21 protein-coding genes, 1 pseudogene and 1 riboswitch are annotated in these 25,535 nt (G+C 40.9%); of the genes and pseudogenes, 16 read left to right on the top strand and 6 right to left on the bottom strand.

Annotated elements, in window-relative coordinates:
* Positions 1-210 precede the first annotated feature (210 nt).
* Positions 211-1,101, top strand: a complete 891-nt coding sequence (locus tag PL11_RS02155) for a conjugal transfer protein TraX (RefSeq protein WP_257787912.1) — start codon at positions 211-213, stop codon at positions 1,099-1,101.
* Here PL11_RS02155 and PL11_RS02150 read toward each other — a convergent pair.
* Positions 1,018-1,866, bottom strand: a complete 849-nt coding sequence (locus tag PL11_RS02150) for an aldo/keto reductase (RefSeq protein WP_035166013.1) — start codon at positions 1,864-1,866, stop codon at positions 1,018-1,020. The two genes, PL11_RS02155 and PL11_RS02150, sit on opposite strands and share 84 nt — an antisense overlap.
* Before the next feature lie 174 nt (positions 1,867-2,040).
* Here PL11_RS02150 and PL11_RS02145 point away from each other — a divergent pair, with 174 nt between their 5' ends.
* The 7 genes from PL11_RS02145 to PL11_RS02105 all read left to right on the top strand — a co-directional run bounded on the left by PL11_RS02145 (position 2,041) and on the right by PL11_RS02105 (position 9,385).
* Complete coding sequence (locus PL11_RS02145) at positions 2,041-2,925, top strand: oxidoreductase (protein ID WP_052127695.1); 885 nt, start codon at positions 2,041-2,043, stop codon at positions 2,923-2,925.
* A gap of 8 nt (positions 2,926-2,933) precedes the next feature.
* Positions 2,934-3,040: riboswitch (TPP riboswitch) on the top strand.
* Positions 3,041-3,102: 62 nt separating this feature from the next.
* Entirely contained in the window at positions 3,103-3,891 is a 789-nt protein-coding gene (gene thiM, locus PL11_RS02140) for a hydroxyethylthiazole kinase (RefSeq protein WP_035166011.1), read from the top strand.
* Between the two features lie 13 nt (positions 3,892-3,904).
* Positions 3,905-4,726 (top strand): bifunctional hydroxymethylpyrimidine kinase/phosphomethylpyrimidine kinase, encoded by an 822-nt coding sequence (gene thiD / locus PL11_RS02135; RefSeq protein ID WP_035166010.1) that lies wholly within the window; start codon positions 3,905-3,907, stop codon positions 4,724-4,726.
* The gene (gene thiE, locus PL11_RS02130; RefSeq protein ID WP_035166009.1) at positions 4,716-5,369 is read left to right on the top strand and encodes a thiamine phosphate synthase; all 654 of its coding nucleotides are present in this window, start codon (positions 4,716-4,718) and stop codon (positions 5,367-5,369) included. Before thiD ends, thiE begins: the two co-directional genes overlap by 11 nt.
* A gap of 82 nt (positions 5,370-5,451) precedes the next feature.
* Positions 5,452-6,654, top strand: a complete 1,203-nt coding sequence (locus PL11_RS10335; RefSeq protein ID WP_052127694.1) for a hypothetical protein — start codon at positions 5,452-5,454, stop codon at positions 6,652-6,654.
* A gap of 144 nt (positions 6,655-6,798) precedes the next feature.
* Complete coding sequence (locus tag PL11_RS02110; RefSeq protein WP_035166005.1) at positions 6,799-8,370, top strand: hypothetical protein; 1,572 nt, start codon at positions 6,799-6,801, stop codon at positions 8,368-8,370.
* 112 nt (positions 8,371-8,482) lie between these two features.
* A complete protein-coding gene (locus tag PL11_RS02105) occupies positions 8,483-9,385 on the top strand; it encodes a DMT family transporter (protein WP_035166004.1) in 903 nt (300 codons plus the stop codon).
* 219 nt (positions 9,386-9,604) lie between these two features.
* On the opposite strand, the gene PL11_RS02100 is transcribed toward PL11_RS02105, so the two are convergent.
* Complete coding sequence (locus PL11_RS02100; RefSeq protein WP_035166002.1) at positions 9,605-10,153, bottom strand: TetR/AcrR family transcriptional regulator; 549 nt, start codon at positions 10,151-10,153, stop codon at positions 9,605-9,607.
* 145 nt (positions 10,154-10,298) lie between these two features.
* Here PL11_RS02100 and PL11_RS02095 point away from each other — a divergent pair, with 145 nt between their 5' ends.
* The gene (locus PL11_RS02095; RefSeq protein WP_035166000.1) at positions 10,299-11,000 is read left to right on the top strand and encodes an ABC transporter ATP-binding protein; all 702 of its coding nucleotides are present in this window, start codon (positions 10,299-10,301) and stop codon (positions 10,998-11,000) included.
* 10 nt (positions 11,001-11,010) lie between these two features.
* A complete protein-coding gene (locus PL11_RS02090; RefSeq protein ID WP_035165997.1) occupies positions 11,011-13,599 on the top strand; it encodes an ABC transporter permease in 2,589 nt (862 codons plus the stop codon).
* A 591-nt stretch (positions 13,600-14,190) separates the two neighbouring features.
* On the opposite strand, the gene PL11_RS02085 is transcribed toward PL11_RS02090, so the two are convergent.
* Positions 14,191-15,357, bottom strand: a complete 1,167-nt coding sequence (locus tag PL11_RS02085) for an MFS transporter (protein ID WP_035165995.1) — start codon at positions 15,355-15,357, stop codon at positions 14,191-14,193.
* A gap of 99 nt (positions 15,358-15,456) precedes the next feature.
* On the opposite strand from PL11_RS02085, the gene PL11_RS02080 reads away from it, so the two are divergent.
* The 6 genes from PL11_RS02080 to PL11_RS02055 all read left to right on the top strand — a co-directional run bounded on the left by PL11_RS02080 (position 15,457) and on the right by PL11_RS02055 (position 22,316).
* Positions 15,457-16,149 (top strand): GTP pyrophosphokinase, encoded by a 693-nt coding sequence (locus PL11_RS02080; protein WP_035165993.1) that lies wholly within the window; start codon positions 15,457-15,459, stop codon positions 16,147-16,149.
* Between the two features lie 133 nt (positions 16,150-16,282).
* Complete coding sequence (locus PL11_RS02075; protein WP_052127692.1) at positions 16,283-16,804, top strand: stage II sporulation protein M; 522 nt, start codon at positions 16,283-16,285, stop codon at positions 16,802-16,804.
* Positions 16,805-17,265: 461 nt separating this feature from the next.
* On the top strand, positions 17,266-17,841 hold the full coding sequence (locus PL11_RS02070) for a TetR/AcrR family transcriptional regulator (protein WP_052127689.1): 576 nt from the start codon (positions 17,266-17,268) through the stop codon (positions 17,839-17,841).
* A gap of 66 nt (positions 17,842-17,907) precedes the next feature.
* Complete coding sequence (locus tag PL11_RS02065; protein WP_035165991.1) at positions 17,908-18,645, top strand: glycosyltransferase family 2 protein; 738 nt, start codon at positions 17,908-17,910, stop codon at positions 18,643-18,645.
* 315 nt (positions 18,646-18,960) lie between these two features.
* On the top strand, positions 18,961-20,154 hold the full coding sequence (locus PL11_RS02060; protein ID WP_191982081.1) for a KxYKxGKxW signal peptide domain-containing protein: 1,194 nt from the start codon (positions 18,961-18,963) through the stop codon (positions 20,152-20,154).
* A 68-nt stretch (positions 20,155-20,222) separates the two neighbouring features.
* On the top strand, positions 20,223-22,316 hold the full coding sequence (locus PL11_RS02055) for a fibro-slime domain-containing protein (protein WP_035165987.1): 2,094 nt from the start codon (positions 20,223-20,225) through the stop codon (positions 22,314-22,316).
* A gap of 77 nt (positions 22,317-22,393) precedes the next feature.
* Here PL11_RS02055 and PL11_RS02050 read toward each other — a convergent pair whose 3' ends face one another.
* The 3 genes and pseudogenes from PL11_RS02050 to PL11_RS10415 form a co-directional block, all read right to left on the bottom strand.
* Entirely contained in the window at positions 22,394-23,863 is a 1,470-nt protein-coding gene (locus PL11_RS02050) for a glycosyltransferase (RefSeq protein WP_035165984.1), read from the bottom strand.
* A gap of 16 nt (positions 23,864-23,879) precedes the next feature.
* Positions 23,880-24,368 (bottom strand): annotated as a pseudogene (locus PL11_RS10420) (glycosyltransferase); the annotation flags it as partial.
* A gap of 18 nt (positions 24,369-24,386) precedes the next feature.
* Positions 24,387-25,307: a glycosyltransferase family protein gene (locus PL11_RS10415; protein WP_237047508.1), complete on the bottom strand. Its 921-nt coding sequence runs from the start codon at positions 25,305-25,307 to the stop codon at positions 24,387-24,389.
* Between the last annotated feature and the right edge of the window lie 228 nt (positions 25,308-25,535).

Genomic DNA, 25,535 nt, shown 5'->3' with positions numbered 1-25,535 from the left:
TTGACTACGCTAAGAGATTAACACCTGAAATTTAACTATCTATTTTTGAATTCTTAACTATCTCTTAACTGAGTATTATTCTTTTTTGAATCTGTTGGTTACCTCTTTTTTAAATTTATTACCTTTTGTTAAAGCTAGTGTGCAACTTGTGGACAACCGTTGTCACATCCGCAATAATTACAATGGTCAAAAAGCAAAAAGGGGGAGTTTATTATTGAAACCGCACAAAGAAAGTGGCGTGGTTTAACTAACTTTGACATCAAAGTAATTGGAATTATTATGATGTTTATTGATCACGTCCACGAAATGTTTGAACCAGTTGTTCCTGGTTGGGTTGATTGGATTGGTCGGCCGGTTGCTGTAATTTTTATGTTTATTAGTGTGGAAGGATTTATCCATACACATGATCGACTTCGATACATGATGCGCTTGCTGATTGGATTCTGGATTATGAATATTGGTACAGCAATTGTTCAGCATTTCTTTAGTATCGGTGATTTTGCATTATTAAATAATATCTTTGGAACCCTGTTTTTAGGTGTTTTCACGATGTATGGAATTAGCTTTATAGAGGATGGAATTAAGCAACACTCGGGTGTACAAATAGCTAAGGGGATTGGGATTATCCTTATCCCAATCGTTTGGTCAGTTGTTCAGATGAGTTTGTTCGCAGCTCTTCCTAAATTAGTTAGCGTTCTGTTTATCTTCCCAAGTGTAACTATGGCAGAAGGTGGCGTACTCCTATATGTTGCCCCATTGCTGTACTTGTTGAGGAAGAAGCGTTCGTGGCAAATGATTGGGATTTCGGCTGTAGCTGTAGCCATCTTTTTGATGGATCCAAGTCATGCATTTACCACCAACACGGAATGGATGTTGGTATTCTCAATCGTGATTTTGTCGATGTACAACGGCCAAAAGGGAAAGAGCATGCGGAATTTCTTCTACGTGTTCTATCCAGTGCACATTTGGCTATTTTTAATTAGTGTAGCTTTATTATTTAGTTGCTTCTATATTAGATTAGAAGTCCGTCGTATCCGGATCCGTTGCCAACCCAGCCTTACCGTGGAAACTATCAATTGTCTTCACGTCTTCTTCGCTTAATTCAAAGTCAAAAATCTCAGTGTTGGCTTTGATGTACTCCTCGTGAACTGACTTTGGTAGTGGCAAGAAGCCATGTTGCAGTGACCAGCGTAAAACAACTTGGGCAGGTGACTTACCATATTTGTCAGCAATTTCCTTAAGTTCTGGGATTTTGAAGATAGCACCGGTTCCAAGTGGGCTGTACGCTTCTGTCAAAATGTCGTGATCATTGTTGTATTCAACAACCCCTGGTTGCATGTCTGAAGGGTTGATAAACATTTGGTTAACCATTGGCTTAACTTTAGCAGTTTCCAATAGGGCATCTAAATGTTTTGGTCGGAAGTTAGATACTCCGATGGCCTTTGCGGTGCCATTTTCGTAGAATTCTTCAAATGCTTTCCAACTACCGGCATTTGCTTCTTTCCAGTTGTCACGGAACTTAACTGGGTTGGCCCAGTGAATCAAGTAAAGGTCAACGTAGTCGAGGCCAAGCTTTTCTAGGGACTTGCCAAAGGCCTCTTTGGTTGATTCGTACCCATGATCTTCATTCCATAGTTTTGTGGTGATAAAGAGCTCTTCACGTGGAATTCCACTGTCTTTGATCGCTTTACCAACACTTTCTTCGTTACCGTATGCGGCAGCGGTATCGATATGGCGGTAGCCGGCTTCAAGAGCCCACTTAACAGCTTTGTAGGCTTCATCACCGTCAGCTGATTGCCAAGTACCAAAACCAACTTGATGAATTTTCACTCCGTTATATAAAGTGTAAGTATCAGTTAATGACATGTTTGTTCCTCCTTAATTTAACTTACTAAAAGTCTATTCTCTCAAGCATAGTTTTTCAAATAAAATTGATTCAAATTAGGAAGAAAGCCAATAATTTTCCAGACCTATGTTTCAGTCTCAAACTCAATTAATGGTATGATTAAGGTGTTAAACAATAAATAGGGGGCCTTACTTATGACTAAAAAAGTGGCAGTTGTTACGGGCGGTTCTTCTGGGATTGGTAAAGAAATCGCTAAACATTTATACCGTAACGGTATGGAAGTGTACACTCTATCTCGCCGAGTAGAAAAGATGAATGAACTTGATGATTTAGGAATCAAGACTGGATTTGTGGACGTTGCTGATTACGATAGTATCGACAAGGCAGTGCAAACTATTTATGATGATGCGGGGCATATCGATGTTTTGGTAAACAATGCTGGCTTTGGTTCGTTTGGCTCCTTGGAAGATGTCGACCTTAAAGATGGTGAATACCAGTTTAAAGTCAACGTGTTTGGGGCAATGAAAATGATTCAGGCAGTGTTGCCAATCATGAGAGAACAAGGTTCTGGTCGCATCATCAACATGTCATCAATGGCTGGCAAGACCGGAATGCCTTTGGCTAGCTGGTACGTTGGTTCTAAGTATGCGATTGAGGGAATGAGCGATTCACTTCGTCAAGAACTTAAAGAATTTGGGATTGATGTTGTTGTCGTTGAACCAGGTGCAATTGAGTCCAACTGGAGCAAGATTGCCATGAAGAGCCTGAATGAAGTTTCTGGTGATGGCGCATACGCAGCAGCTAGTCGCAAGGTTGCCGACTTCTTTGAATTAGCATATCGTTACGCATCTAAACCAATGGTAGTTGCTAGAATGGTTGACCAAGCTGCATTTTCTGCAAAACCTAAAGCTCGTTACGCAGGTGGCACTGGTGCTAAGGCATCAATTGCACTACAAAAGATTCTTCCAGACAAGGCGTTTGATGCCTTGATGGATCAAGTTAGAACTATGGCTCAAAAAATGGTCAATAAGGAAAAGGCACAACGAAATCAAATTGACCCAGAGACCGAAACCAAGTAAAATCAACCTATAAACACTAGGGGTGCTGCCGTAGCAGCTGAGACGAGTTTTATCAACTTGATCCCTTTGAACCTGTAAGCCAACACTTGCGTAGGGAATGTGTCAACTCGACTGATAAAGCCGTCATCCATGCAAAAGTGTCTGGGTGACGGTATTTTTATTTTTAGGAGAGTTGTCATGAAAATTGATCTACTAAGTAAATTACGGAAACAAAATCCAATTGCTTTTAATATTTCTAATTTCGTCACTGTTCAAGATGTCGCAAATGGAATTAATGCCATTGGGGCATCTCCAATCATGTCCGAAGAAAAAAATGAAGCTGAGGCAATGATCAAGATTTCTAATTCGTTGACGGTCAACCTAGGGGCGTTTACTGAAGGCCAGTTAGATCAAATTGCGGCTGTAACTAAGTATGCCAACCAATACAATAAGCCAATCGTGATTGACCCAGTTGCCGTTGGGGCGGTTCAGTATCGGTTAGATAGATGTAATGAATTGCTCGATAACATTAATGTGGCCGTTATTCGTGGTAACGCCGGTGAAATTGCCGCATTAGCAGATGTTGAATGGCAAGCTAAGGGAATCGATGCTGGTGAAGGGGATGCTGACTTAGAGGCAATTGCTAAGGCGCTTGCAAAAAAACGTGATTGTGTTGTTGTTCTGAGCGGTAAAACTGACATTATTACAAATGGTGACGCAGTTGTTCGCGTTTATAACAACACTGATTTGTTCAAACTACATGTTGGTTCAGGCGATATGCTTTCAAGCACAATCGGAACGTTTGTGGCAATTGAAGACGACTACTTTGAGGCGGCCCAAGTTGCAGCAACGGTTTTTGCAGTTGCCGGAGAAATAGTGGCTAATCGGATGGATCAACCTTTGGCGGGCTCATTTGGTCCCCAGTTGATTGATGAGTTGCACTTGATTTCAGTGGCTGATGTTGAAAAACACGCCCAGTTTGATTAAGGAGAGCGGATAAATGGTAAACGGGACAGTTCAAACTCTGACAATTGCTGGTACAGATAGTGGCGGTGGTGCTGGAGTAATGGCAGACATTAAAACAATGCAGGAACGACACGTGTTTTCAGCAGCGGTCGTGGTTGCGGTGACTGCTCAGAATACTCTGGGGGTTGCTGACTTTATGGCAATGCCCAAGAAGATGATTGATGAGCAGTTCAAGTCCGTGGCAGAAGATTTGAAAATTCGGGCAGCTAAAACCGGAATGTTGGCAGATGTGCCAACGGTCGAAGCGGTTGTTGAAAACCTGAAGAAGTATGACTTAGGGCCACTTACAGTGGATCCAGTGATGATTGCCAAGGGTGGCGCTCGACTATTGTCTGAGGACGCAATCCAAACGGTAAAAACAGAATTGCTACCATTAGCAACAATTTTGACCCCTAATTTACCTGAAGCAGAAGAATTAACGGGGATGCAGATTAAGTCAGAAGATGATATGAAAACTGCTGCTCAAAAGCTTCAAGATATGGGGGTTAAAAACGTACTGGTTAAGGGTGGCCACAATATTTCTGAAGGCAAGTCTTCTGATTTTGTCCTGCTTGAGGACGGAAATAGTTTCTGGGTCACAAGCCCCCGAGTGGACACCAACCGGACTCACGGAACTGGAGATACGCTGTCTTCATGCATTACTGCTGAATTGGCGAAGGGTAAGAGTGTTGAAGATGCGATTCGAATCGGTAAACGCTACGTTTCAGCCACCATTGCTGACGGAATTCAAGTGGGTCACGGACATGGTCCACTGAATCATTGGGCAAAGATTGAGGGAGAAAACGATGACGATTAAATTTGAATCAAAGCACCTAGGCGCTTACTTTATTTGTGGAACTCAAGATATTAAAAACGAAAACCAGACGATTGTTTCTGTTTTGACTGAGGCTCTCAACGCTGGAATTACAGCGTTTCAGTTTCGGGAAAAGGGGCCGACTTCACTGACAGGGGAAGCCAAGTACAAACTGGCAGTTACTCTAAAGAAATTATGTAAGGATTTCAACGTACCGTTTATTGTGGATGATGACGTGGCGTTGGCTAAGCGAGTGGGGGCTGACGGAATTCACGTCGGTCAAAAGGATCAAAAGGTAGGTCAGGTGATCACTGAAGTTGGCGACCAGATATTTGTCGGCCTTTCTTGTGATACTAAGGAACAAGTTGAGGAAGCAAATCAGCTTTCTGGGTTAGCATACATTGGTAGTGGTCCGGCGTTTACAACACAATCTAAAGCAGATGCTGATCCGGTGATTGGCCCAGAAGAAATTGCCAAATTGGTTAAGCTGAGTGACTATCCAGTCGTTGCTATTGGTGGGATTACCGAAGATAACGTTACAGAATTGGCAGGGACAGGTGTGGCCGGCGTTTCTGTAATTTCAGTGATTGCCCAAAGTGATAACATCAACCGAACAGTCAGTGAGCTTAAGACAGTTAAATACTAATCTTCAAAAATGAATCAACTATGCATATTTGTTACTATAAATGTGGATAGTTGATTCTTTTTTTGTTAAGGAGGTTTTAATGATGAAGCTCAAAACTCACCTATTATTACTCCCGTTAGTTGCATTGGGAGTGACTGCAGCGTGTAATTTAACAGATGCCCAAGCAAAATCCCGAGTCAAGGTAACTTCTAATCGCTACCTGACCGAGATCCATGGAACTAAAAGAAATGTTGTTCCAACAGGGAAGAATGCTTTATATAATATTGCCGGAACTCTCCGGGGTGCTAAGAAGAAAGCGACCGTCACCACAATGAAGAAGTTGAGAAGTGCCAAGAGTTCAGCTAAGTACTTTAGGATTTATAAGATGGCGACAACTTCACGAAAGAGTGTGTACTATAAAGTTTTTTCCTTTGACCAAAAGTATCGTGGCTGGATCTACGGTGGCAAAACCAAAAAGGTATTTGCTGGCGGAGTTAAGCGTGCCAGTACAACAATGTCAATTGCCACTCCTGAGGGAGCTGGAATTGGCGGGGCAACTTATCACTACAATGTTGGCCAATCAGTTTGGAACTATCCAAAGAATGCTCAGTATAAGGCAAAACGGATATTGAATAACACTACAAATTATCAAGATGATGAATTGCGGGTTACCAATGCAGTAATGATGACCCGTGAACAGACCGGATATTTCTACGTTCGCAATTTAACGCACCCACAATTGAGTGGCTGGGTTAAGACGAGTGGTGTGACCCGGGTGGAAAAGCCAACAGAAACGACTCCTCCGGTGACGCCAACACCGGATCCAACGCCGACGCCAACACCAACGCCGGATCCAACGCCAACACCAACTCCAGATCCACCGAAGCCAACACCGACTCCAGACCCTAGTTATGTGGATTTTAAAACCACAGTGCACATTGTTAGAAGGTCAAATCAGACAGACTTTGATAAGACACCTGTTGGTAAGCCGGTAGTGACTTTTAAAGCAACTGGCAGCGAAACGAATGATGAAGAAGCTTTTACAGCTTCAATATTTAAATCGATGGCAGAAAGCGTAGAAGAATATAATAAGACTATTAGTAACGAAGATATGAAGATCGTGATTGGTGCAACAGATAATAATTCTCAGCAAGTACAAGATATGCAGAAAAATTATGATAATGTAAAAGCATTAGCCAAATTGGCAAAGGACAATCACTTTTTAGGCAAGTCTGAAATCACTCTTTATGTTTGGGCACCAGATGATTGGGGAGAAATTATAACTCCACCAACACCCAACCCATAACTCTATCTCAAAAAATGTAACCCACATTACACCCGGGTTACATTTTTTCTTTTACTTTAAAAACGTGGTATATACTTTTACTTTCAAACAGCAAACAGTTACACTAAGTTTGTAAGTTCAAAAAAATTTTGAGGTGGGATTTGAATGAAGATACAATTAAAGAAGACTGCTTTAGTTGCAATCTTGTTTACCTCACTTGGGCTCGCGGGGGCGTCTGCAGTACATGCGGATGTTATCGATGCTCCAGGTGATGCCGGTAGTATTAAGACAGTTAATGCCGGTAACGTGTTAAAAGATTACAGCGAAGAGTCACTAAACACTGTCAACAATGACACTCCCCAAGGTAACAAGGATCGTAAGTACACTAAGTATAAGCTTGACCCAACGGGAATCAACGAAAGCAATACATACCAGACGATTTCTGGTAGCTCGCAATCAAACATGTTCTCAACTAAGTGGTTCTTACCAGATGGTTTCAACGTTTCTAACTATCAACACGGTAACTTCCAATCAGTTGCTTTGGACAACGATAACCACATTTACTTCGTTGAATCAAACGGAACTAACACCAACTACGGTGCCATCGTTAAGTTTGATTTAGCTAAGCTAGAAAAACTTGGGGTCAACACAGATATTAACGCCCTCTGGCGTGCGTTTGACTACTTCAACCCATACACTGAGGATGGATTGAGACATAACCAAGAATATGACGCTGCTTATTCAAAGATGCAAGATGATTTTGATGCAATTAAGTCATTAACCACAACTTTGAACAAGAACAAGTCTTACCAAAACAACCAGGAAAACTGGATGAGTAACGCTCAAAAGTGGTACTACAAGTGGAAAGACAAGCGCAACAAGTACCAAAAGAAGACTACTGCTAAGTACTCATACAAGACCCGTCAAAATGCCAAGAAGATTGTTAAACAATCAAAGGCTAAGATGGCAAAATGGATGAAGTCATATCAAGGCCACAAGGCTAAGATCAAGGCATACGATAAGAAGCTTGCTACCATTCAAAGCCAAATCGATGACCACCAAAACAAGGTTGACTCAGTTAAGAACGAAAATCCAGATATGTTCAAGTATGTGGATATCGCCCAAACTGCTCAACTTTCACCACAAGTTGACATTGGTCATGGTCAAACTTTGACATTTAACCCACAAAACCAACACTTGTATCTTGCTGAAGACAACACATTGTCAGATCTTAAGACTGATCAAGACAACGTTGTTATGGAAATGGATCCAAATACTTTGAAGCCAATCCGTCAATACAAGTTTAAGATGTTGCATAATAAGGGTTCTAAGACATCAAACTTACAACTTCATACATTAGCATTTGATAACGATGGTAATGCATATTGGGGACGTAAGTTCGGTGATGGTTACATGTTCTTCTATGGTCGCCTTGATGAAGACTCAGTTAAGTTCTCTGCTGGTTCATCATATGTAGGTAACCGTGGTGGTGACGCTAACCAATTCGTTTCTGTTAACCCAGCTAACGGTCGTTTGTACTTCGTTTCTGATGATATCTTGACATCAGTTCCTGCAAGCAAGGTCCGTTCAGGTGATTTTAGCGCTGACGACATTCACTACCAAGCATTTAATTCAAAACGTGAATTTGAAGGATTGGCATTTGACCAAGAAGGTTATGGATACCTACTTGCTCTATGGCCACCTGAGTTGATGGTTTCAAGCAAACCACTTAACTAATAAAATGAAAGAACCGGCTGTGCCGGTTCTTTTTTTGTGAAAATAACCTTGCCATCAAGCGTTTTTTCGGCTAGTGTTAATTCTATATTCTTGTTCGATTGGGGCTGTCATAATGCAAGTTGCTGCAAAAAATAATCCCGGAAAGGGACTTTTCTACGTTATTTTAGGGGCGACCCTTTGGGGAGTGTCCGGAACCGTTGCTCAGTATGTATTCTCAACTTATCATGTTTCGCCTGTTTGGCTCGTGGGTGTGCGGCTATTTTTCGCCGGCTCAATCCTTATTTTGTGGTCAATTGCCACTAATGGCACTGAAGTCCTACAAATATTTAAAAATAAACACGATGCGATTTCTCTGATCCTGTTTGGTTTACTTGGAATGATGCCATCTCAGCTGTGTTACTTTAGTGCTGTTAATTACAGCAACGCACCAACGGCAACGGTCTTGCAAAACTTGGGGCCGTTGTTTATCATCCTATACGTTGCAATTGCCAGTAAAAAGTTACCCCGACGAATTGATACGGTTTCGATCATTGTGGCCTTGTTTGGGACGTTTATGTTGGCAACTAATGGGCACTTTAACCAGCTAGCTTTGACTCCCAAGGGAATGTTTTGGGGACTAGCTGCTGGAGTTGCAACGGCGATTTACACTTTGATGCCCCGGCAGTTGCTCAGAAAGTACGATGCCAGATTTGTGGTTGGCTGGGCAATGCTAATTGGTGGGCTACCATTTTTGTATCATACATTCACCGCTAACCAAGTGCCTTTAGATTTTAACCTGGTATTTTGGATTTCGATAATCGTCGTGGTGGGAACAGTTTTTACTTATCTATTTTATTTAAGTAGTTTGAAATACATTTCGGCGACTACGACGGGGATGTTGGGGGCGTTTGAACCTCTGACAGCGACCGTCTTAGCGGTAACCGTCTTAGGGACACCACTTACTCCGGCTGAATTAACTGGGGGAATATTGATATTACTGACAACGTTTATCCAGGCGTTAGGAACTAAATATTAGAATAGTTAAAGGCCTAGACATAAAATTAAGTTCACCCAAAAAATGCTGTTATAATTTCACCTTTTTGAAATTATAACGGCATTTTTTCTTCTATTCGGATGGTTGCTACACGCAGTAACCATCAGGACTGAGAGCCACTACCCGTGACTCTCAGTTACTGTTGGTTGTGTGGGGGTGGGACGACGAAAGCATCTTCGTATGCTTTCTGTCCCGCTCCCTTTAGCTATACGGTACACTTTTATATATGACTTCAGCTACCTGTTCTGGTGCTATATCACTACCCGACCGCAGCCACTTTAAAATTACGTTAATTGCTCCGGAAATACAAAATTCGAAGTAATAGTCCGCAATCGTTGTATCCACATCATCGAAATGATCTCTAATTCTTAATTGGGTTTGTTCACGGAATGGCTCAATTAAGGTGCTTAACACATGATTGTTTTCGGAATCTTCCAAAATCAATTGAGTCGCAACCGGATTCTTTTTAATTAGATTCAGTACGTTTGGTAAGAAATCGTCGGAAGGCTGCTGCAAAAATTCATTGATCATGGGCTTGATTTCGTCCATCAATTCATTCTCAGTATCAGCAAATAAACTTTTGGGACTATCATAATGCAGGTAAAAAGTTCCCCGATTTATGTCAGCTCCCTTAGCAATCTCGGTTACCGTGATTTTTTCCAGTGGTTTATCTTTTAGTAGCTCAAGCAATGATTCTTTTAATAAATTTTTTGTGACGAGGGTTCTGCGATTGTCCTTTATACCAGTCATGATGGCCTCCAAATAGACACAATTTAGCTTTATTGTTGAAACAATGACATCTAAAAATTAATTGATTATTGATATTTATCTATTAACCTATCATACTGTCATTAAAAGAACAACGTGTTCATTTTAAAACGGAGGATATTTTTGCATGGCGTACATCGAAGTTAAACATGAAGTTAAAAAGTACCAAATGGGCGATACAGAAATTGTTGCCAACCGAGACATTAATTTTTCAGTTGAAAAAGGAAAACTTACGGTAATCTTAGGACCAAGTGGGGCGGGTAAGTCTACCGTTCTGAACATGTTGGGGGGCATGGATAGTCCAACTAGCGGGGAAATCGTTGTTGATGGGACTAATATCGCTAGCTATAACGATAAGCAGCTAACCAAATACCGCCGGAATGACGTTGGTTTCATCTTTCAGTTCTATAATTTGATTCCTAACCTTTCAACTCTGGAAAATGTGGAGTTAGCAACTTCCCTTGTGGATGATGGTCAGAATGCTGCTGAAGTATTAAAGGAAGTCGGATTGGAAAATCGTCTGAATAACTTTCCTTCACAGCTTTCAGGTGGTGAACAACAACGGGTTGCCATTGCTAGAGCCTTAGCTAAAAATCCTAAACTATTATTGTGTGATGAGCCAACAGGTGCATTGGATTACACAACCGGGAAGCAAGTCTTGCAGTTATTAAATGACGCCAGTCGTGAGTTTGGTAGAACCGTGATTATCATCACGCATAACTCTGAAATTGCTAAAATGGCAGATCGAGTTATCCATATTAACGATGCCCAAGTACGATCGATTGAAGATAACGAAAATCCAACGGCAGTTGCCGACATTGTCTGGTAGGTGAAAGACGATGAATAAGTTACTGTTGAGAAATATTAAGGATTCATTTGGCCGGTTCATTGCCATTGCAATGATCATCATGCTTGGTGTGTTGATTTTTGTTGGGGTTAAAGCAACTGGACCAGCATTGAACGATTCACTTCAGGCTGAAGTCAATTCGCAAAAACTGAGTGATGTGCAAATCATTTCCACTAAAGGGTTTACTGCCAAGGACGTGGCGGCTGCTGAGAAAGTTAGCGGTGCCAAGGCTGAAACAAGTAAATATAAGGCAGTCATTGGTGGTAAGAATCGTGATGCCATTGCTTTGTACGGATATGATAAGCAAGATAAACAAAATCTTCCAAAAATAAAAAGTGGTCGTTTGCCGAAGGCCAATAATGAAATATTGTTAGACTCTAAAGCCAAGACCGACGAGGGATACAAATTAGGCGATACGTTTAAATTTGCTAAATCCGCAGACTTAACCCGTAGAACTTTTAAAGTGGTGGGGTTTGCTGATTCTGCGCAGTATGTCGACAACGCAACTCGTGGTGCTGCCAACATTGGAAATGGTCAGGTGCAGTACTTTGCATACGTTCCTAAGAAGATGATGAACCTGCCAGTTGCAACCGCACTTAACGTTAGATTTTCAAGTTTGCAAGATAAAGGTACGTTTGGTTCGAAGTATAAAGATGCAGTAAAGGATAAAGTTAAACAGTTAAAGCGGGTTCTTAATGCCCGAAAGGTGGACCGAGCTGCTGAACTTGCCAAACCCGCAACTAAAAAGTTGACCAGCGCACAATCAAAACTTGATGCTGCTAAGCGTCAGTTAGCAACAGCTGCTAAAGCGGCGCCAACTAACAGTCGGGTTAAGATTCAGCAAAAGCAACTTGCTAAACAGCAAGCTAAGCTTGATCAGCAAAAGAAAAAGGTTAAGGATGCCACCACGCCAACTTATATATGGAGCACTCGAGAAGATTTCCCAGGATTCTCAGGTTACGGTGAGAGTTCTGACCGAATTGCAGCAATTGCAAATGTCTTCCCACTGTTCTTCTTCCTGTTAGCTGCATTGATTACCTTTACTACAGTTACTAGAATGGTTGAGGAATCGCGTAGCCAAATTGGAACCTTGAAGGCACTAGGATTTTCAAAGGGTTCAATTGCCTATCAGTACATCATGTACGCATTATTAGCCGCGGTCGTTGGAATTGTCTTTGGCTCAGTTCTTGGAAATGAATTGCTTCCAAGGTTAGTGATTTCAATGTATCAAAATTATGTACTCGGTGGAGCGGTGGTTCATTTTGATTGGACTTCAATTGGGTTTGCGATGGTTCTTGCACTAATTTCCACAGTTGGTGCAGCAATTATTGTAATTAATCGTGAAGTCAAAGTCGTTCCGTCAGAGCTCATGAGGCCCAAGGCACCTAAGTCCTCCAAGAAAATTTGGTTGGAAAAGGTTACTTTCATCTGGTCAAAACTGAAGTTCAACCAAAAAATCAGCTACCGAAACCTGTTTAGATTCAAGTCACGAGGAATCATGACGATTTTAGGAATTGCCGGCGGAACTGCACTGATTCTAACTGGATTTGGTCTGGATAATTCAATCTCATCATCAGGTCAACGCCAGTACAATGACTTGATACATTACGATGCGGTAGTTCAGTCAAAGACAACTGATAAGTTGCCTGAAGTTCAAAAAACGGTTAAGGATGCGGGAAATTACAAGCAAAGTACAGTTGTAAGTACCGGGGCTGCTAAAGTTTCTAAAGGTGATAAGTCAGTGGCAGATATTACTGTCTATTCACCAAAGAATGAAGACCAGTTCAGCAAGTATATCAAGGTCAAGGATGTTGATTCCAAAAAGCAGTTATCATTACCTAATGATGGGATCGTTTTGACTGAAAAAGCAGCGAAGATACTTGGTGTTAAAAAGGGTGACAAAATTTCGGTTACTGGTCAAAACAACCACAAGATTCAGGTGAAGGTTGCGGCGATTGCTGAAAATTACGTTAGTAACTTTATGTATATTAAGAGGCAAAATTATCAAAATGTGATGGGCAAGCAGCCATCAATGAAGACATTGTTGGTACAGTTGAAGAAAACTAACAAATCTGCCGAAACCAAGTTAGGTAAGCAGTGGATTAGCAAGAATACCAACATTCTGGGAATTAATTTTACAACCGATCAAAAGAAGACGGTAACCAATATGTCTAGCCAAATGGGGCCAATTGTATGGATCTTCATTTTGCTATCTGGATTGCTTTCGTTTATCGTGCTTTACAATTTGAACAATATCAATATATCGGAACGGCAACGGGAACTTTCAACCATCAAAGTGCTAGGATTCTTTGATCCAGAAGTGACGATGTACGTGGCTAGGGAAACGATTATTTTGGCCATCGTCGGAATTGTTGGCGGTTATGGGTTGGGAAACTTGTTGACGATGTATGTGTTGCATCAGGCGGAAACAAATGCGGTGATTTTCCCACTTGTCATCAAACCACTTGGGTATGTGGTGGCGACGGTGCTGATGATTGTGTTCAACTTAGTTGTGATTGCGATTACGCATAGGCATCTGAAGAATGTGGATATGGTAGAGGCGCTGAAGTCGAATGAATGAGGGAGCACTGCAGGAATCTATGATTCCGTTGCAGTGCCCCCACAACGATGCCGCATACTAATCGTCACGGTTAGTGACGGTTAGTCGCGACAGAGACTGTGATGGATAGACAGCAATCGTGTTTTGATTGCGATGTCGAACCTCTGCAAAGATATCAGTAACTCAAGGTCACGAATAGTGGCGTTGAGTCCTGATAGCCACTGCAAGGGATGTTACAGAAATCTTCGATTTCGTCTTAACGCCTCCACAACGATGACGCATACTAATCGTCACGATTAGTGGCGGTTAGTCGCGACAGAGACTGTGAAGAATAGGCAGGAATCTCCGATTCCGTCGTAGTGCGTCTGCAACGGCGACACTAAGCGAATGATGCGAAAAGGGAGCACTACATGAATCTTTGATTCAGTCGTAGTGCCCCGACAAGAGCAACAGTAAGTGAATTCTGCGAGTAGCAGGATTCACTCCTGATGCTCACTGTCCTTAAAGTCGGTCGTGACGGCGACTGCAAGGGATGTTACAGAAATCTCCCCCATCATTCACACCAAACAAAATCCCCCTCACCATTATTTCCAATGGTGAGGGGGATTTCTTCTATCTAACTTTTCTAACCTTATTCAACACAACTAGAACTGCTAGTGCTGCAATGGTGTAAATCGCACCACCAATTCCCAAAGATTTTAATCCCGTAGCATTTACCATCAGACCACCAGTTGCTGATCCAACGGCAATTCCAACGTTACTGAAAATGGAGTTTAGAGATGACGACATAACCATTGATTGTGGGTAATCTGTCTCCGCAACTTCCAAGTAGAACATTTGCATTGGTGAGTTTTGAAGATACATTGTAAAGCCTAAGATAATTAATGAAATTAGGGCAATCCAAGGAAGTCCAAATAGTAGTGGCAAAGCAACTAAAGTAACAATTTGGAGTAGGTACACCTTGGTCATTGTTTTTAACCCGTCATAGTTTGCTAAACGGCCACTAATCTGATTACTTGCCAGCGAGGCGAATCCGTAAACAAACAATATTGGGGTAACGAAGGCTGTTGGGAATCCTAATCCCGACACGATAATTGGTCTTAGATAAGTATAAACAACGTACACCCCACCAAGATTTAAAGTAGGAAGTAAGATTCCTAATAAAATCCGTTTATCTTTAAAAATAGCAAATTGTTGGGTAAAGTGATCCATTTTTCCCTGACGAATGTCAGTTGGCAATGAAAGCATAAATAGGATAGTAAATAAAATTGAAATGACAACGATTAGCCAAAAGACAATTCTCCAACCGAATTTATCACTTAACCAAGTTCCAATCGGAACCCCAAAAACTGAGGCGATACTAAATCCTGAAAATACCCAGGAAACTAACCACGCTCGTTTTTCTCTTGGGGCAATTACTGCTGAGAACGTGATGGCAATTGATACTGTGATTCCAGAAACAATCGCGGTTAATATTCGCGACAACGTTAAAATTGTATAGTTGGGGGCAATTGCGGTCAGCGCATTAGCTGCAATAAATATTCCTAGTAGTAGGATCATCACTCGGTAGAGTCTGTGAGAACCAACCAAAATGGTCAAAATTGGGGTTGCGATTGCGTAGACAATTGCAAACAAGGTAACTAAAAAACCAACGTCCGAAATGCCAACATGAAAACTGGCAGACAAGTCATTTAGAATTCCGACCATGATGAATTCACTCATGCCGAGAATAAATCCAATCGCTACTAAGATAAAGCTTCTTGTTCCAAACTTTTTCATTTGTTCCCTCCCTGGTGTTAAAAGTCAAGACCTTCAGTATACAGATATGAGATAATAATTTCTAGAGGGATATTCAAAAAATTCGGAGGAATTTCAAAAATGATTATTGAACGCGAAAATCACTTCAACATTAAAAAAATTGAACGGCAGTTTAAAGCTGCTAATTTAGAAAAAGAATTACATGGAATTAAACAGGTGAGCCAAGAATATTTACTTCGGCATTCTGCACTTAATGAAATTGGGACCAAACTAGAGAATTTGGACGACGAATATTCCGTTAGTTTTGACCATAATCCGATTCATCACATGGAAGAGCGGATGAAGGAACCAACTAGTTTGATTGAGAAGGTTGCCCGTAAAGGGATGGAGTTGACGTTAGAAAATGTGTTTGAAAACATTTATGATATTGCTGGCATTCGGGTGATTACCAACTACATCGATGATATTTATCAGGTTAGGGACGCACTAGCCAAACAAAGCGATATCACCGTAATCAAGGAGAAGGATTACATTAAAAACCCAAAGCCAAACGATTATCGCAGCTATCATTTGATTGTTTCGGTGCCTGTTTTTCAAGACGAAGGGCCAAAGAATGTGGCAGTTGAAATTCAGTTTAGAACAATTGGAATGGACATGTGGGCCAGTCTTGAGCATGACTTACGTTATAAGAGCTTTGCCGATGACAACAAGGCAGATCAGTATGCTAGTCGGTTGAAAAAATATTCGGACCAATTATATGAAATCGAAGCTAATATGCAGCAAATTTTCAACGGATTGCAAGAAACAGAATAGTGAGCTTTATTTTTATGTTATTGCCTTGATTAGTTTATAATTATCGTCAAAAGGGGGTAAGTACACGATAAAAGATAGTTTTGGTAGATTTAATCGTGATTACAAAAAACTCTTCTGGCAATTTTTAGCCATTATGGTGGCAACTTGGATTATTTCCTTTGCAATTGTTAAATTAACAGGGTCAACTGAGGCAATTAGATCATTTTTAAAGGCCTCAATTGGTAGCGAAAATACGTTAAAGGGAGGAAGCTTCCTGCCACTATTTATGCATAACTTTACTGGTTCAGTAATGATCATTATTCTTGGTCTGATTCCGATTCCGCTGTACTACGCATTTATTGTGTACAATGCAGCAACGGTTGGGCTTGTGCTTACATTGACTGCGCACCCAATCGCAATGTTCATGGCCGGAATTTTACCTCACGGCATTTTGGAAATTCCTGCACAAATCATTTCAGCTGCGATTAGTGCTAAAGTAGTTTGGTTTGTGTTTGATAAGTACATTAGGCACCGTGACCGGCCTGAGACTTTTGGCTTAATTATTAAAAATGCAGTGATTGATACGCTGGTGTTCGTGTTACCACTACTATTTGTGGCGGCAATTATCGAATTTAGTATTACTCCAGGACTGATTCATACATTTGTTGGTAAGTAATTAAAAATGTGTAAAAGAAAAAGCATAGCGAGGACGGGAAATCCAACGCTGTGCTTTTAATTTAATATTAGGTTTTGCTAGCTGTTTCGATACATGCCTATCAAGGGATAATAGATACTATTCGTAAATAGCTAATGTGTTTGGGGGACCTTGCCACTATTGAGAAAAGGGGCGCGACAAGGATCGGTATATGTGTTAATCGAAATCTAGCCGTCGGGAATTCGGCCACTAACAAAACAATATATTGCTCGCAATTTTGATGTGGGTGACGAGTGTGGGAAGTACTATCATCGACCGAAATGGTCCTGAAAAGTCACCCCAAAATGTGAACTACCCTAATAAGGGAATTAGAAAAACAACAACTGTTGCTTTAACCTTATTCTAGTTATAATATCAATGTATTACAACAACACTTTATATGAAAATGTTGGATATCTACCTAAAAGGGGGAATAATTTATTATGAATGATAACGATAAGCGGGTTATGAAAACAAAACAGTCAATCCGCGAAGCGTTCTTTAAACAGCTTGCCGAAAAGGGAATCGAACGGATGACGGTAAAGGCAATTTTGGATGATGCGGGACTAAATCGGACTACCTTCTATGCTTACTATACTGATAAGTATGATTTGCTAGAAAAGACCCAAGAAGGAATCATGAATCAGATTATTAGGATCAAACGGGATAATCCAGTGGGTGGCGGTAAAAATTTAGATAAGACTGAGCAGTACGTGAGATCGTACTTCTTAGCTTTATTTAAGTACATTCAAGCAAATCACCAAGTTCTCCAATTGCTGTTTGCTAATCAGAACCAAATTGCGTTTTTAAAGGATGTGACGCATGGTCGCCCAGAATTTTATAATCATTGGCGGCCGGTTGTTTCCCAGGTCCCGGGAATTGACCCACGAAACAGTTATGCTGCACTGGTGGGGGTGGTTATCAATTTCTTCTTCGAAGGTGAGCGTGACCATTTCAAGGAAAATCCGGCTAAGATTGCGGGGGTCCTTGCAGATATCGTTCTGCGGTATTTGAGGTAGGTCATTTTAGTTGATTTTAAATTGGCAAGCAGTACAATCTGGTTGTTAATTTAAGGGGGGAGTACCATGAATGATAGTATTTTAATGACAGTTGTTGTTCCTACTCATAACCTAGAGAATTATGTTGGTAAGACGCTTGATTCGCTTGCTAATCAGCAATATCGCAATTTTGAAGTCATTGTAGTTGATGATGCATCCACTGATAAAACAGTGGCGGTTGCGGAGCGCTACGTAAAATTAGACCCTCGTTTTAGAGTGGTCAAGTTGACTAAACATTCCGGAGTTTCCAAAGCCAGAAATGCAGGAATCGATGATGCCAAAGTTGAAGCAATTACGTTTGTTGATGGGGATGATTTGGTGGAACCAGACTTCCTACAGGTAATGGCAGATGGGATGGCTGAACCCAAAGTAGATATGGTTACAGTTGGCTATCGCTGGGGCTTTCGCGGTGCTGGAGCACTTGAACATCGAGGATTAGTCAGTGTTTCAAAACGAGAAGTATATGATTCAATTAATACTCGGGGCAATCTAATTGGCGGGTATGTTTGGAATAAGGCTTTTCGGGTGAGCGTACTGCGTGAAAAACAAATTCGGTTCGACGAAACTTTGGACCTTGCTGAAGATTTGTTGTTCACAGCCGATTATGTATACGCAACTAACAACTTTTTGCTGGATGCCAAACCACTTTATGAAAAGGTATCGCGACCAGGTAGCACGATCCACAGTGCTTCGTTTAAACAACGTGAGCGTGAGTATGAAGTGCGCCAACACATTGATGATATGGGTGCGAAGATTCCTAGTTGAGATAAGTATTATAAAATATGGGAACTCCCGTAATTTCTTAAATAAGAGGTTACGGGAGTTTTTTTGCATTCTAGGCTTTTTTACTTAAGTTTTGCTGCATTTGCAAAAGACTAGCAGTTTTTAAACTTTACGTAAAATCAGTTAAACACCGGTGTTTCGAAGTTTATAAGGCATTCTTTAGAATATTCCGAATTTGTTATTAGTTATTTTTTCTTCATATTTTGTTTACATTTTGCCCATATTTATTCGGTATTCTCCAAAGATTAGTGATTGCGGATAAGCCCCGCGGATCTACATTTTGGAGGAAATATGCAAATGAAAGAAAAATTGAAAAATACTAACAAAACTGTCCGTTATCGATTGTATAAGGCGGGGAAACTTTGGGTAATTGGTGGGAGCTGTGTTATTGGGATGGGAATCCTTGGCTGTAGCTCAGCATTAGCAGAGTCTTCAACCGAAACGGCAAAGACCAGCAGTAGTGTTCCGGTGTACACTCCTGCTAATCCTGATCCTAAACCAGCAAAGCCGGTAGCACCAAAGCAAACAACCAAGTCGCCGGCTACAGTTGTGAAACAACAGCCAGCTGCCCAACAGGCCACAACAGCTACTAAGCCAGCGGCCAACCCGGTGCAAAGCTATCAAAGTGCGCCGCAACAAAACACCCAACCAAAATCGAGCCAGTCGGTAGCTAAACCGGCAGTAACTCAGTCTCAACCACGTTCACAAGTTAAACCTCAAGTTAGTCAAGCCGAAACAGCACCGCAGACGCAGGTCGATAACCAACAGGTAACACAAGGACAAGAGACCAAGTCACAAGCAGCAAAGGCTAGCCCAACTGCAGAGGTAGAAAAACCTGCTACTCAAAATTCAACTGTTAAAAAACAGACTTCTCAGATGAAGGCACAAAGCCCAGTTGCTGCTAAAGCCAGTACTAAGGCAGATAAAGAAGTTATTGATCCTAACGAAGTTAAGGAAGAAAATACCAGCGAGTACAAACGAAAATTTTATGAAGTTATGGAAGACGGCAAGCAGGTCTTTTATGAACAAATAAATGACTCGTTTGTGAAGATTACTGATCAGGAATTTTTAGATCAAATTCAAGAAACGATCGATAAAAAAATTGCTAAGCGACACTACCTGACTAAAGAGCAACTTAAAGAATTACCAGCTGGAACGGAATTTTCAGGCGATTACCGAATTTATCACTTTATCGACAAAGTTCCTGAAGGTTTTGAGGGCGACACAATTGAAGGTAAGGTTATGGAATTTACAAAGCCAGGTGAAGACGGGGCTAATCCTGTTTACGTTGTTAAACGGAAGGTGAACGGAGAAATCAGGTACTTCAAAAAGGTTGATGGTCAATTTACTGAGGACGTGACCGAAAAGGTAAAGTCGATCATCAATACGGAAAAACTGGTTGACCGTTATCTAAAAGCTGTGAACGACGGTGGGCTTACGGAAGAAGAAATCAAAGACAAATTGGAAAAGCAATCGAAAGTGGCGATTTAATCCTAGAAGATATTGACTTTGAAATCTTTACTGATGATGAGGGAAATCTTGATCCTAAAATCAAAGATTTGGCAACAATTTTGGAGTACATTGAGTACAAATATAGTAATATCAATGAAAGCATCCCTGATGGGTATTCGGTGAAGAATTTCTACGAAAGAGATGACAAACTGTATGAATACAGTGATGGCAGTTTTAAAGAAGTTAATGACAAGCAACTGCTAAAATTCTTTAAAGATGTCAAGAACAAAGGCTATGTTACTAGTGGTTATCTAAATGATGACAGTCAAGAAATTGACGAAAAAGACTTGTTAGCAAAAGCAATTGAGGCAGGTCAGGATTACGTTCAAATTGGCAACAAAATTTACCACATTGATTATACGAGTGACCCGGACGATATTCATGATAAGGGAATTATTTACTCAATCACTGTTCCAAAGGTAATGCCAAAGACTGATTTGAAGAATAGTGGAGAGGATAATAAAACCCTAAAGGAATTGGAAAGTATTAACCCTGGGGTGAAAATCTCACTATTTGATTATTGGCTTAAGGATGATGGAACTGAAAAGGGTGGCAATGTTAATGATTTAGGAATCAATAATGGCAAGTACTTGAAGTTCTCGGCAGAAAGGGCAGGGTTGACAAATCCAAATCCTAATAACGTATATAAAGACTACGCAATTAGTCAGGAAATTGTGAGAGATTACCTAGATGAAAATGGTTATCCCATTTATAAGAGCCTAATAGATCAATCATTGGCTTATCTTTTTGATGACAGCCAAGTCGAAGGCAAAAAGGTTGTCTTCAAGGATCAAGATGGGGAAAATCTGTTTGTATCAGATGGAAACGGTGGCTTTTCATACGACAGTAAGAAGAACCATGCTTATCTTGACGAAAATGGCGATATAAAATTGTTTAACTGGAACAATATGCCAGGGGCTAAGACTGGTAAGCCAGAACGTTTCGGACAATTCTTCCCACTTGATAGATTAGACGAATTTTTTGAATTTCAGAATGGTGTCGGGGTAAAAACCAAACAATATAAGACAGGTTCTGTTAACTCAAATGCAGAAAATGGCCTAAATCACTATTTTGGAATGACCATGGAAATGGGTTACATTCACCCCAAAGATGGGGAAGTTGAAAGCGTTAAGGATGGTGCAAAGGTAAAGACGCCAATGAAATTTGAATTTTCAGGAGACGATGATTTTTGGCTGTTTATTGATAATAAGCTAGCTCTAGATATCGGTGGAATTCATGATGCGGCTTCTGGATCGATTGATTTTTCTACTGGAGTTGTTACAGCACAGGTTAAAACTGGACAACCTGAAGCTGTCGTTGGCCAAATTGTTTCCAGTGAAACTGAAACGGTTCCGAAAAATGTAAAAAAGATTGTGATTCCAAATTGGAATAAGGCTGATTCGGAACACCAAATTAAACTGTTCTATTTGGAACGTGGCCATGAAGAGTCCAACTTGAAAATGAACTTCAATCTTCAAATTCCACAACACAACTATGCAGAAAATAATGCCTTCGCTGTTGACGATAAGAACCCTAGTAAGAAAGTTGCTTATGCAGTTGGTTCTACCTACAGCGAACGCGAAACTACTCGCCACACCTACGGAACTTATACTGAGTTAGGAATTAGGGAAACTAATACTGGCGGCGGATCCAATCCAGGAGTTGTTCCGCCTAATCCGGGTACACCAGGCACCCCAGGTACGCCAAGTACCCCAGGTGATTCTGGTGACTTAGAAAGGCCTGAAGGACTTCCTGAAAGTGGTGGAACTAGCAATGGTAGTATTGGTGGTTCAACCGGTAACCTTAGTGGAACTACTAACAGTGGTAGCTCACAACAGGTTTCAGCAGTTGACCTAGCTACTGGTAGCGGGAATCAAGATGGTAATCTACACATGGTTGATTTAACCTCTGATGGTTCTGAAAGTAGTGATCAGATTGTCAGTGAATCAGATCAAACCGGACACTCAGCACCTGGCGTAGCAGACCAACCTGATAAGGTAAGTACTTCTCAAACGAATCAGGTGGGAACGTTGCCGCAAACAGGTGAGGGGGATGAACATGCAAGTACGATTGGTGCCGCACTACTTGCAGGTCTATCCGTTCTGACGTTCGGAGTGTACAGAAGAAAAAGAAAACAATAGATAACTTAATGCATCGTAAAAAAACACCTCTAAGTGATTTTCCGGGAATAGGATACTTAGAGGTGTTTTTTGGTTGTTTAGTTATTTAATACTGCTTCCCACTTAGCAACAGAATTTTCTAATGAAAGTTGGTTAGTTGCACTATGAGCTGCTTGACTAGCTTTAATTAAAGTTTCTGGGTTCTTGACTAGATTGATTATTGCGTCGGCTAGGTTGACTGCATCTTTTTCAACAGTGCTTCCAGCACCGATACTTGCAACCCAAGCCGCTAATTCGTTGTCATCAACGACAACAGTTTGAATTGAGCGCAGGGCAGCTTCAGCAACGTTACTAGTCGTTCCATACATTGTGGAAGGTAACAACATCAAAGTTGATCTGTCATAAACTTCAGGGACCTTCTTAGCATCAAGCTGAATTGATACCAGTTCAAATAAATTAAGTTCTTTTAGCTTGTTAAAGATTGGCGTCAGGTTAGTTGCCCCGATGGGAGAACCAACGATGGTTAATGTGGCAGTGTCATTAGCTTCATGAACGATTCGCCATGCGTTAATTAACGTATTTATTTCCTCAGAACTGCGTAAATCAGTGAACGCAATCACGTTTTCTGGTAGTCGTTTTGTGATATCCGCATAGCTTCTCAACAGTTCGGTGTTAGTCAAACCGTACTCAGGATCGACAAATACTGGAGCACCGAGTGGTTCAATAATGGCTGCTTGATCATCGGTGTCGACCAATAGTTTAGCAGCTGGTGTAATCTCCAAGTATTTCTTAATGGCATCACGGTCATTGACTTGACTTAGTTTTAAGTAAATTTCTGGATTGCCAATTAGATCACTTGAAAGTAAGTGGATTGAGTCTGGTGTGTCATTGATTAAACGAGCTTGATCATCGTCTGCAATCTGCTCGTTTAAAAATAGACTGAATAACTGATCGATATTATCAAGTTCGTAGCTATCACCCTTAAAATCGTTGACGTGCCAAGAAGTATTGATAACTTCTTTTTTGTCTGGTCCAAACATATAGATTGCTTCAACTACGCGTTCTCCGCTTGGCTTGTACCAAAATTCATATGCTACTTGACCATTTGGATGGAAGTATTGTTCCATGGTTTTGAAACCGCGAACGTCATAGTACTCAATGGTTGAGTAGTTGCCATATTGGTCGTAGTAGCGAATGTAATCTACCTGACCGAAAGTTTCTGGCATTACTTGTTGGTGAGCCAAGAGCTTACCACCGTCACGGAGTTCATTAAAGTTTGATCCGTGAGGCTGGATTTCGTATGCCTCAGCCGGAATTTGTGGTAAATCATGGATAGTAGGCTGAGCATGTGGAATATTGACAGCATTTTGGAAGAAGTCAAACATGTTAACCACTTTGTCCTCGGCGATTCCTAGCTCTTTTAAGTGCTTAGCCTGATAACGATTGTAATCACGAGTTAATACTTTAAAATCACTTCCAGCTTGTTTCAAGATGGAAATTTGTTGTTTGAGAGTGTTATTTTGCTCAAACTTAGCGTCACTTACGGTATCTAAAATTAAGTATTCCATAAAAACTTCTTCCCCCTTAGTCCTGCGCAATCTTGTTGTTGGCATCTACGATTAGATTTACCCACGCATTCCAAACGTTTTCTGGTGAGTATTGTTTTGCGGTTTCGTATGCACCGTCACTGTACTTTTGCAGTAATTCGTCATTTTTAAAGAGTTTAACTAGGCGATCTGCTACTTGGTGCCAGTTGTTAAATTCAACGATATTTTCGTTGACGCCGTCTTCAACAATACTATTAGGACCGTAATTAACGTCATAGGTAACCCCAACGACACCATGAGAAATGGCTTCTAGTAGGGAGAGGTTAAATCCTTCCATTCGGCTAGTGAGTCCAAAGACTTGGGCACTCTTGTAAACAGAATCAAGGTCTGTACTATAACCCTGAAGTTTAACTACATCTTCCAAACCTAGTTCTTTGATTGCCGCTTTAACCTTCTTTGGTTCTGCATAGTCGTTTTCGTCGTTTTCGTAACCGTAAATATCTAGTGAGATGTCAGGAACTGATTCCCTTGCTTGGTTAACAGCTCAAACTAGATCGTCCAAGTGCTTTTCGTGAGAGATTCGGGCAACCGCAATTACCTTGTGACGTGTGCGTTCAGAGACTGGAATTCTATCTTCTTCAAGGACGGTCTCAGGAACAATTCCTACTGGAATGGCATAGATCGGAATTCCTGGGTTAAAGCGTTTTTGAACGTCTTTTGCCTGCTTCATAGTGGAAGTGATAATGGCGTCCCACTTGTCCAAATTGTTAAGTCCTAACTCGTAGTTGTAGTTTAGGCCAGAATGAAGCGGATCATTAGCATCATTTGTTTGCGAGTTGTGCAGATGTAAAACTTTATATGATGGTGTCTCCATGTGCATGATCGACCAGTCATCAACTAACGAACGGTCGGAAATGAAGATTCCAGTCTGTGGATCTTTCTTGTTTAGTTCATCCAGGAAGAACCGCATCAGCATTGAAATTGTGTCGAATTGGTAGTCTTTTCCATGATAGCCAATCAACCGGTATTGAGAGAGCGAACGTTGCATTGAACGATCAAAACGGAAGAATTGGCGAAGTGCGACGGTTCCGTCAGGGCGCAATAATTCTTCCATGTTCACGTTGTTGTCAGGAGTGTAGTACTGTCGTTTGGAAATAAATCCACGGTAATCGTAGTAGTCCACTCGATAAAGGTTTTCTAAATGATCAAAGTAGTGAACGGCTGAAACTTGCTCACTATCTTTAAATAGAACGATTCGCATGATGATTTTGTCACCATTAAATAGTTCGTAGTAGTTATTTGCATCATCCCATTTTCGGGTGACGTCATCTGCTAAATTTTTGGCGATTTGAATTTCGTCGACGCCAACTGGTTTTCTATCAAAGTGGACGGCCCCTTGGAAGTAATCAAACATGTTGATAACGTCGCTATCGTCCATTTTGGAAACCTTAATGTTGTAGTGCAAGTTTGCATCATAATCACGCGTTACAATTTTTGCTTCAACGTTAGTGTCTTTAAATAGTTGAAGTCGTTTTAATTGGGCGTGTTCAATTCCTGATTTATTGATAGGTACCTAAAAGTTTAAGAAGTATAACATGAAATATCCCCCTTTGTTTATGCATAAAAGTGTAGCAAACTTTTCAACACAAGTGTTGGAATATGCAGTTAAAATTTTCGCTTTTAATCAACACGT

Source organism: Lentilactobacillus curieae, assembly GCF_000785105.2.
Taxonomy (GTDB): domain Bacteria; phylum Bacillota; class Bacilli; order Lactobacillales; family Lactobacillaceae; genus Lentilactobacillus; species Lentilactobacillus curieae.
This window is presented reverse-complemented; position numbering and strand designations above follow the sequence as displayed.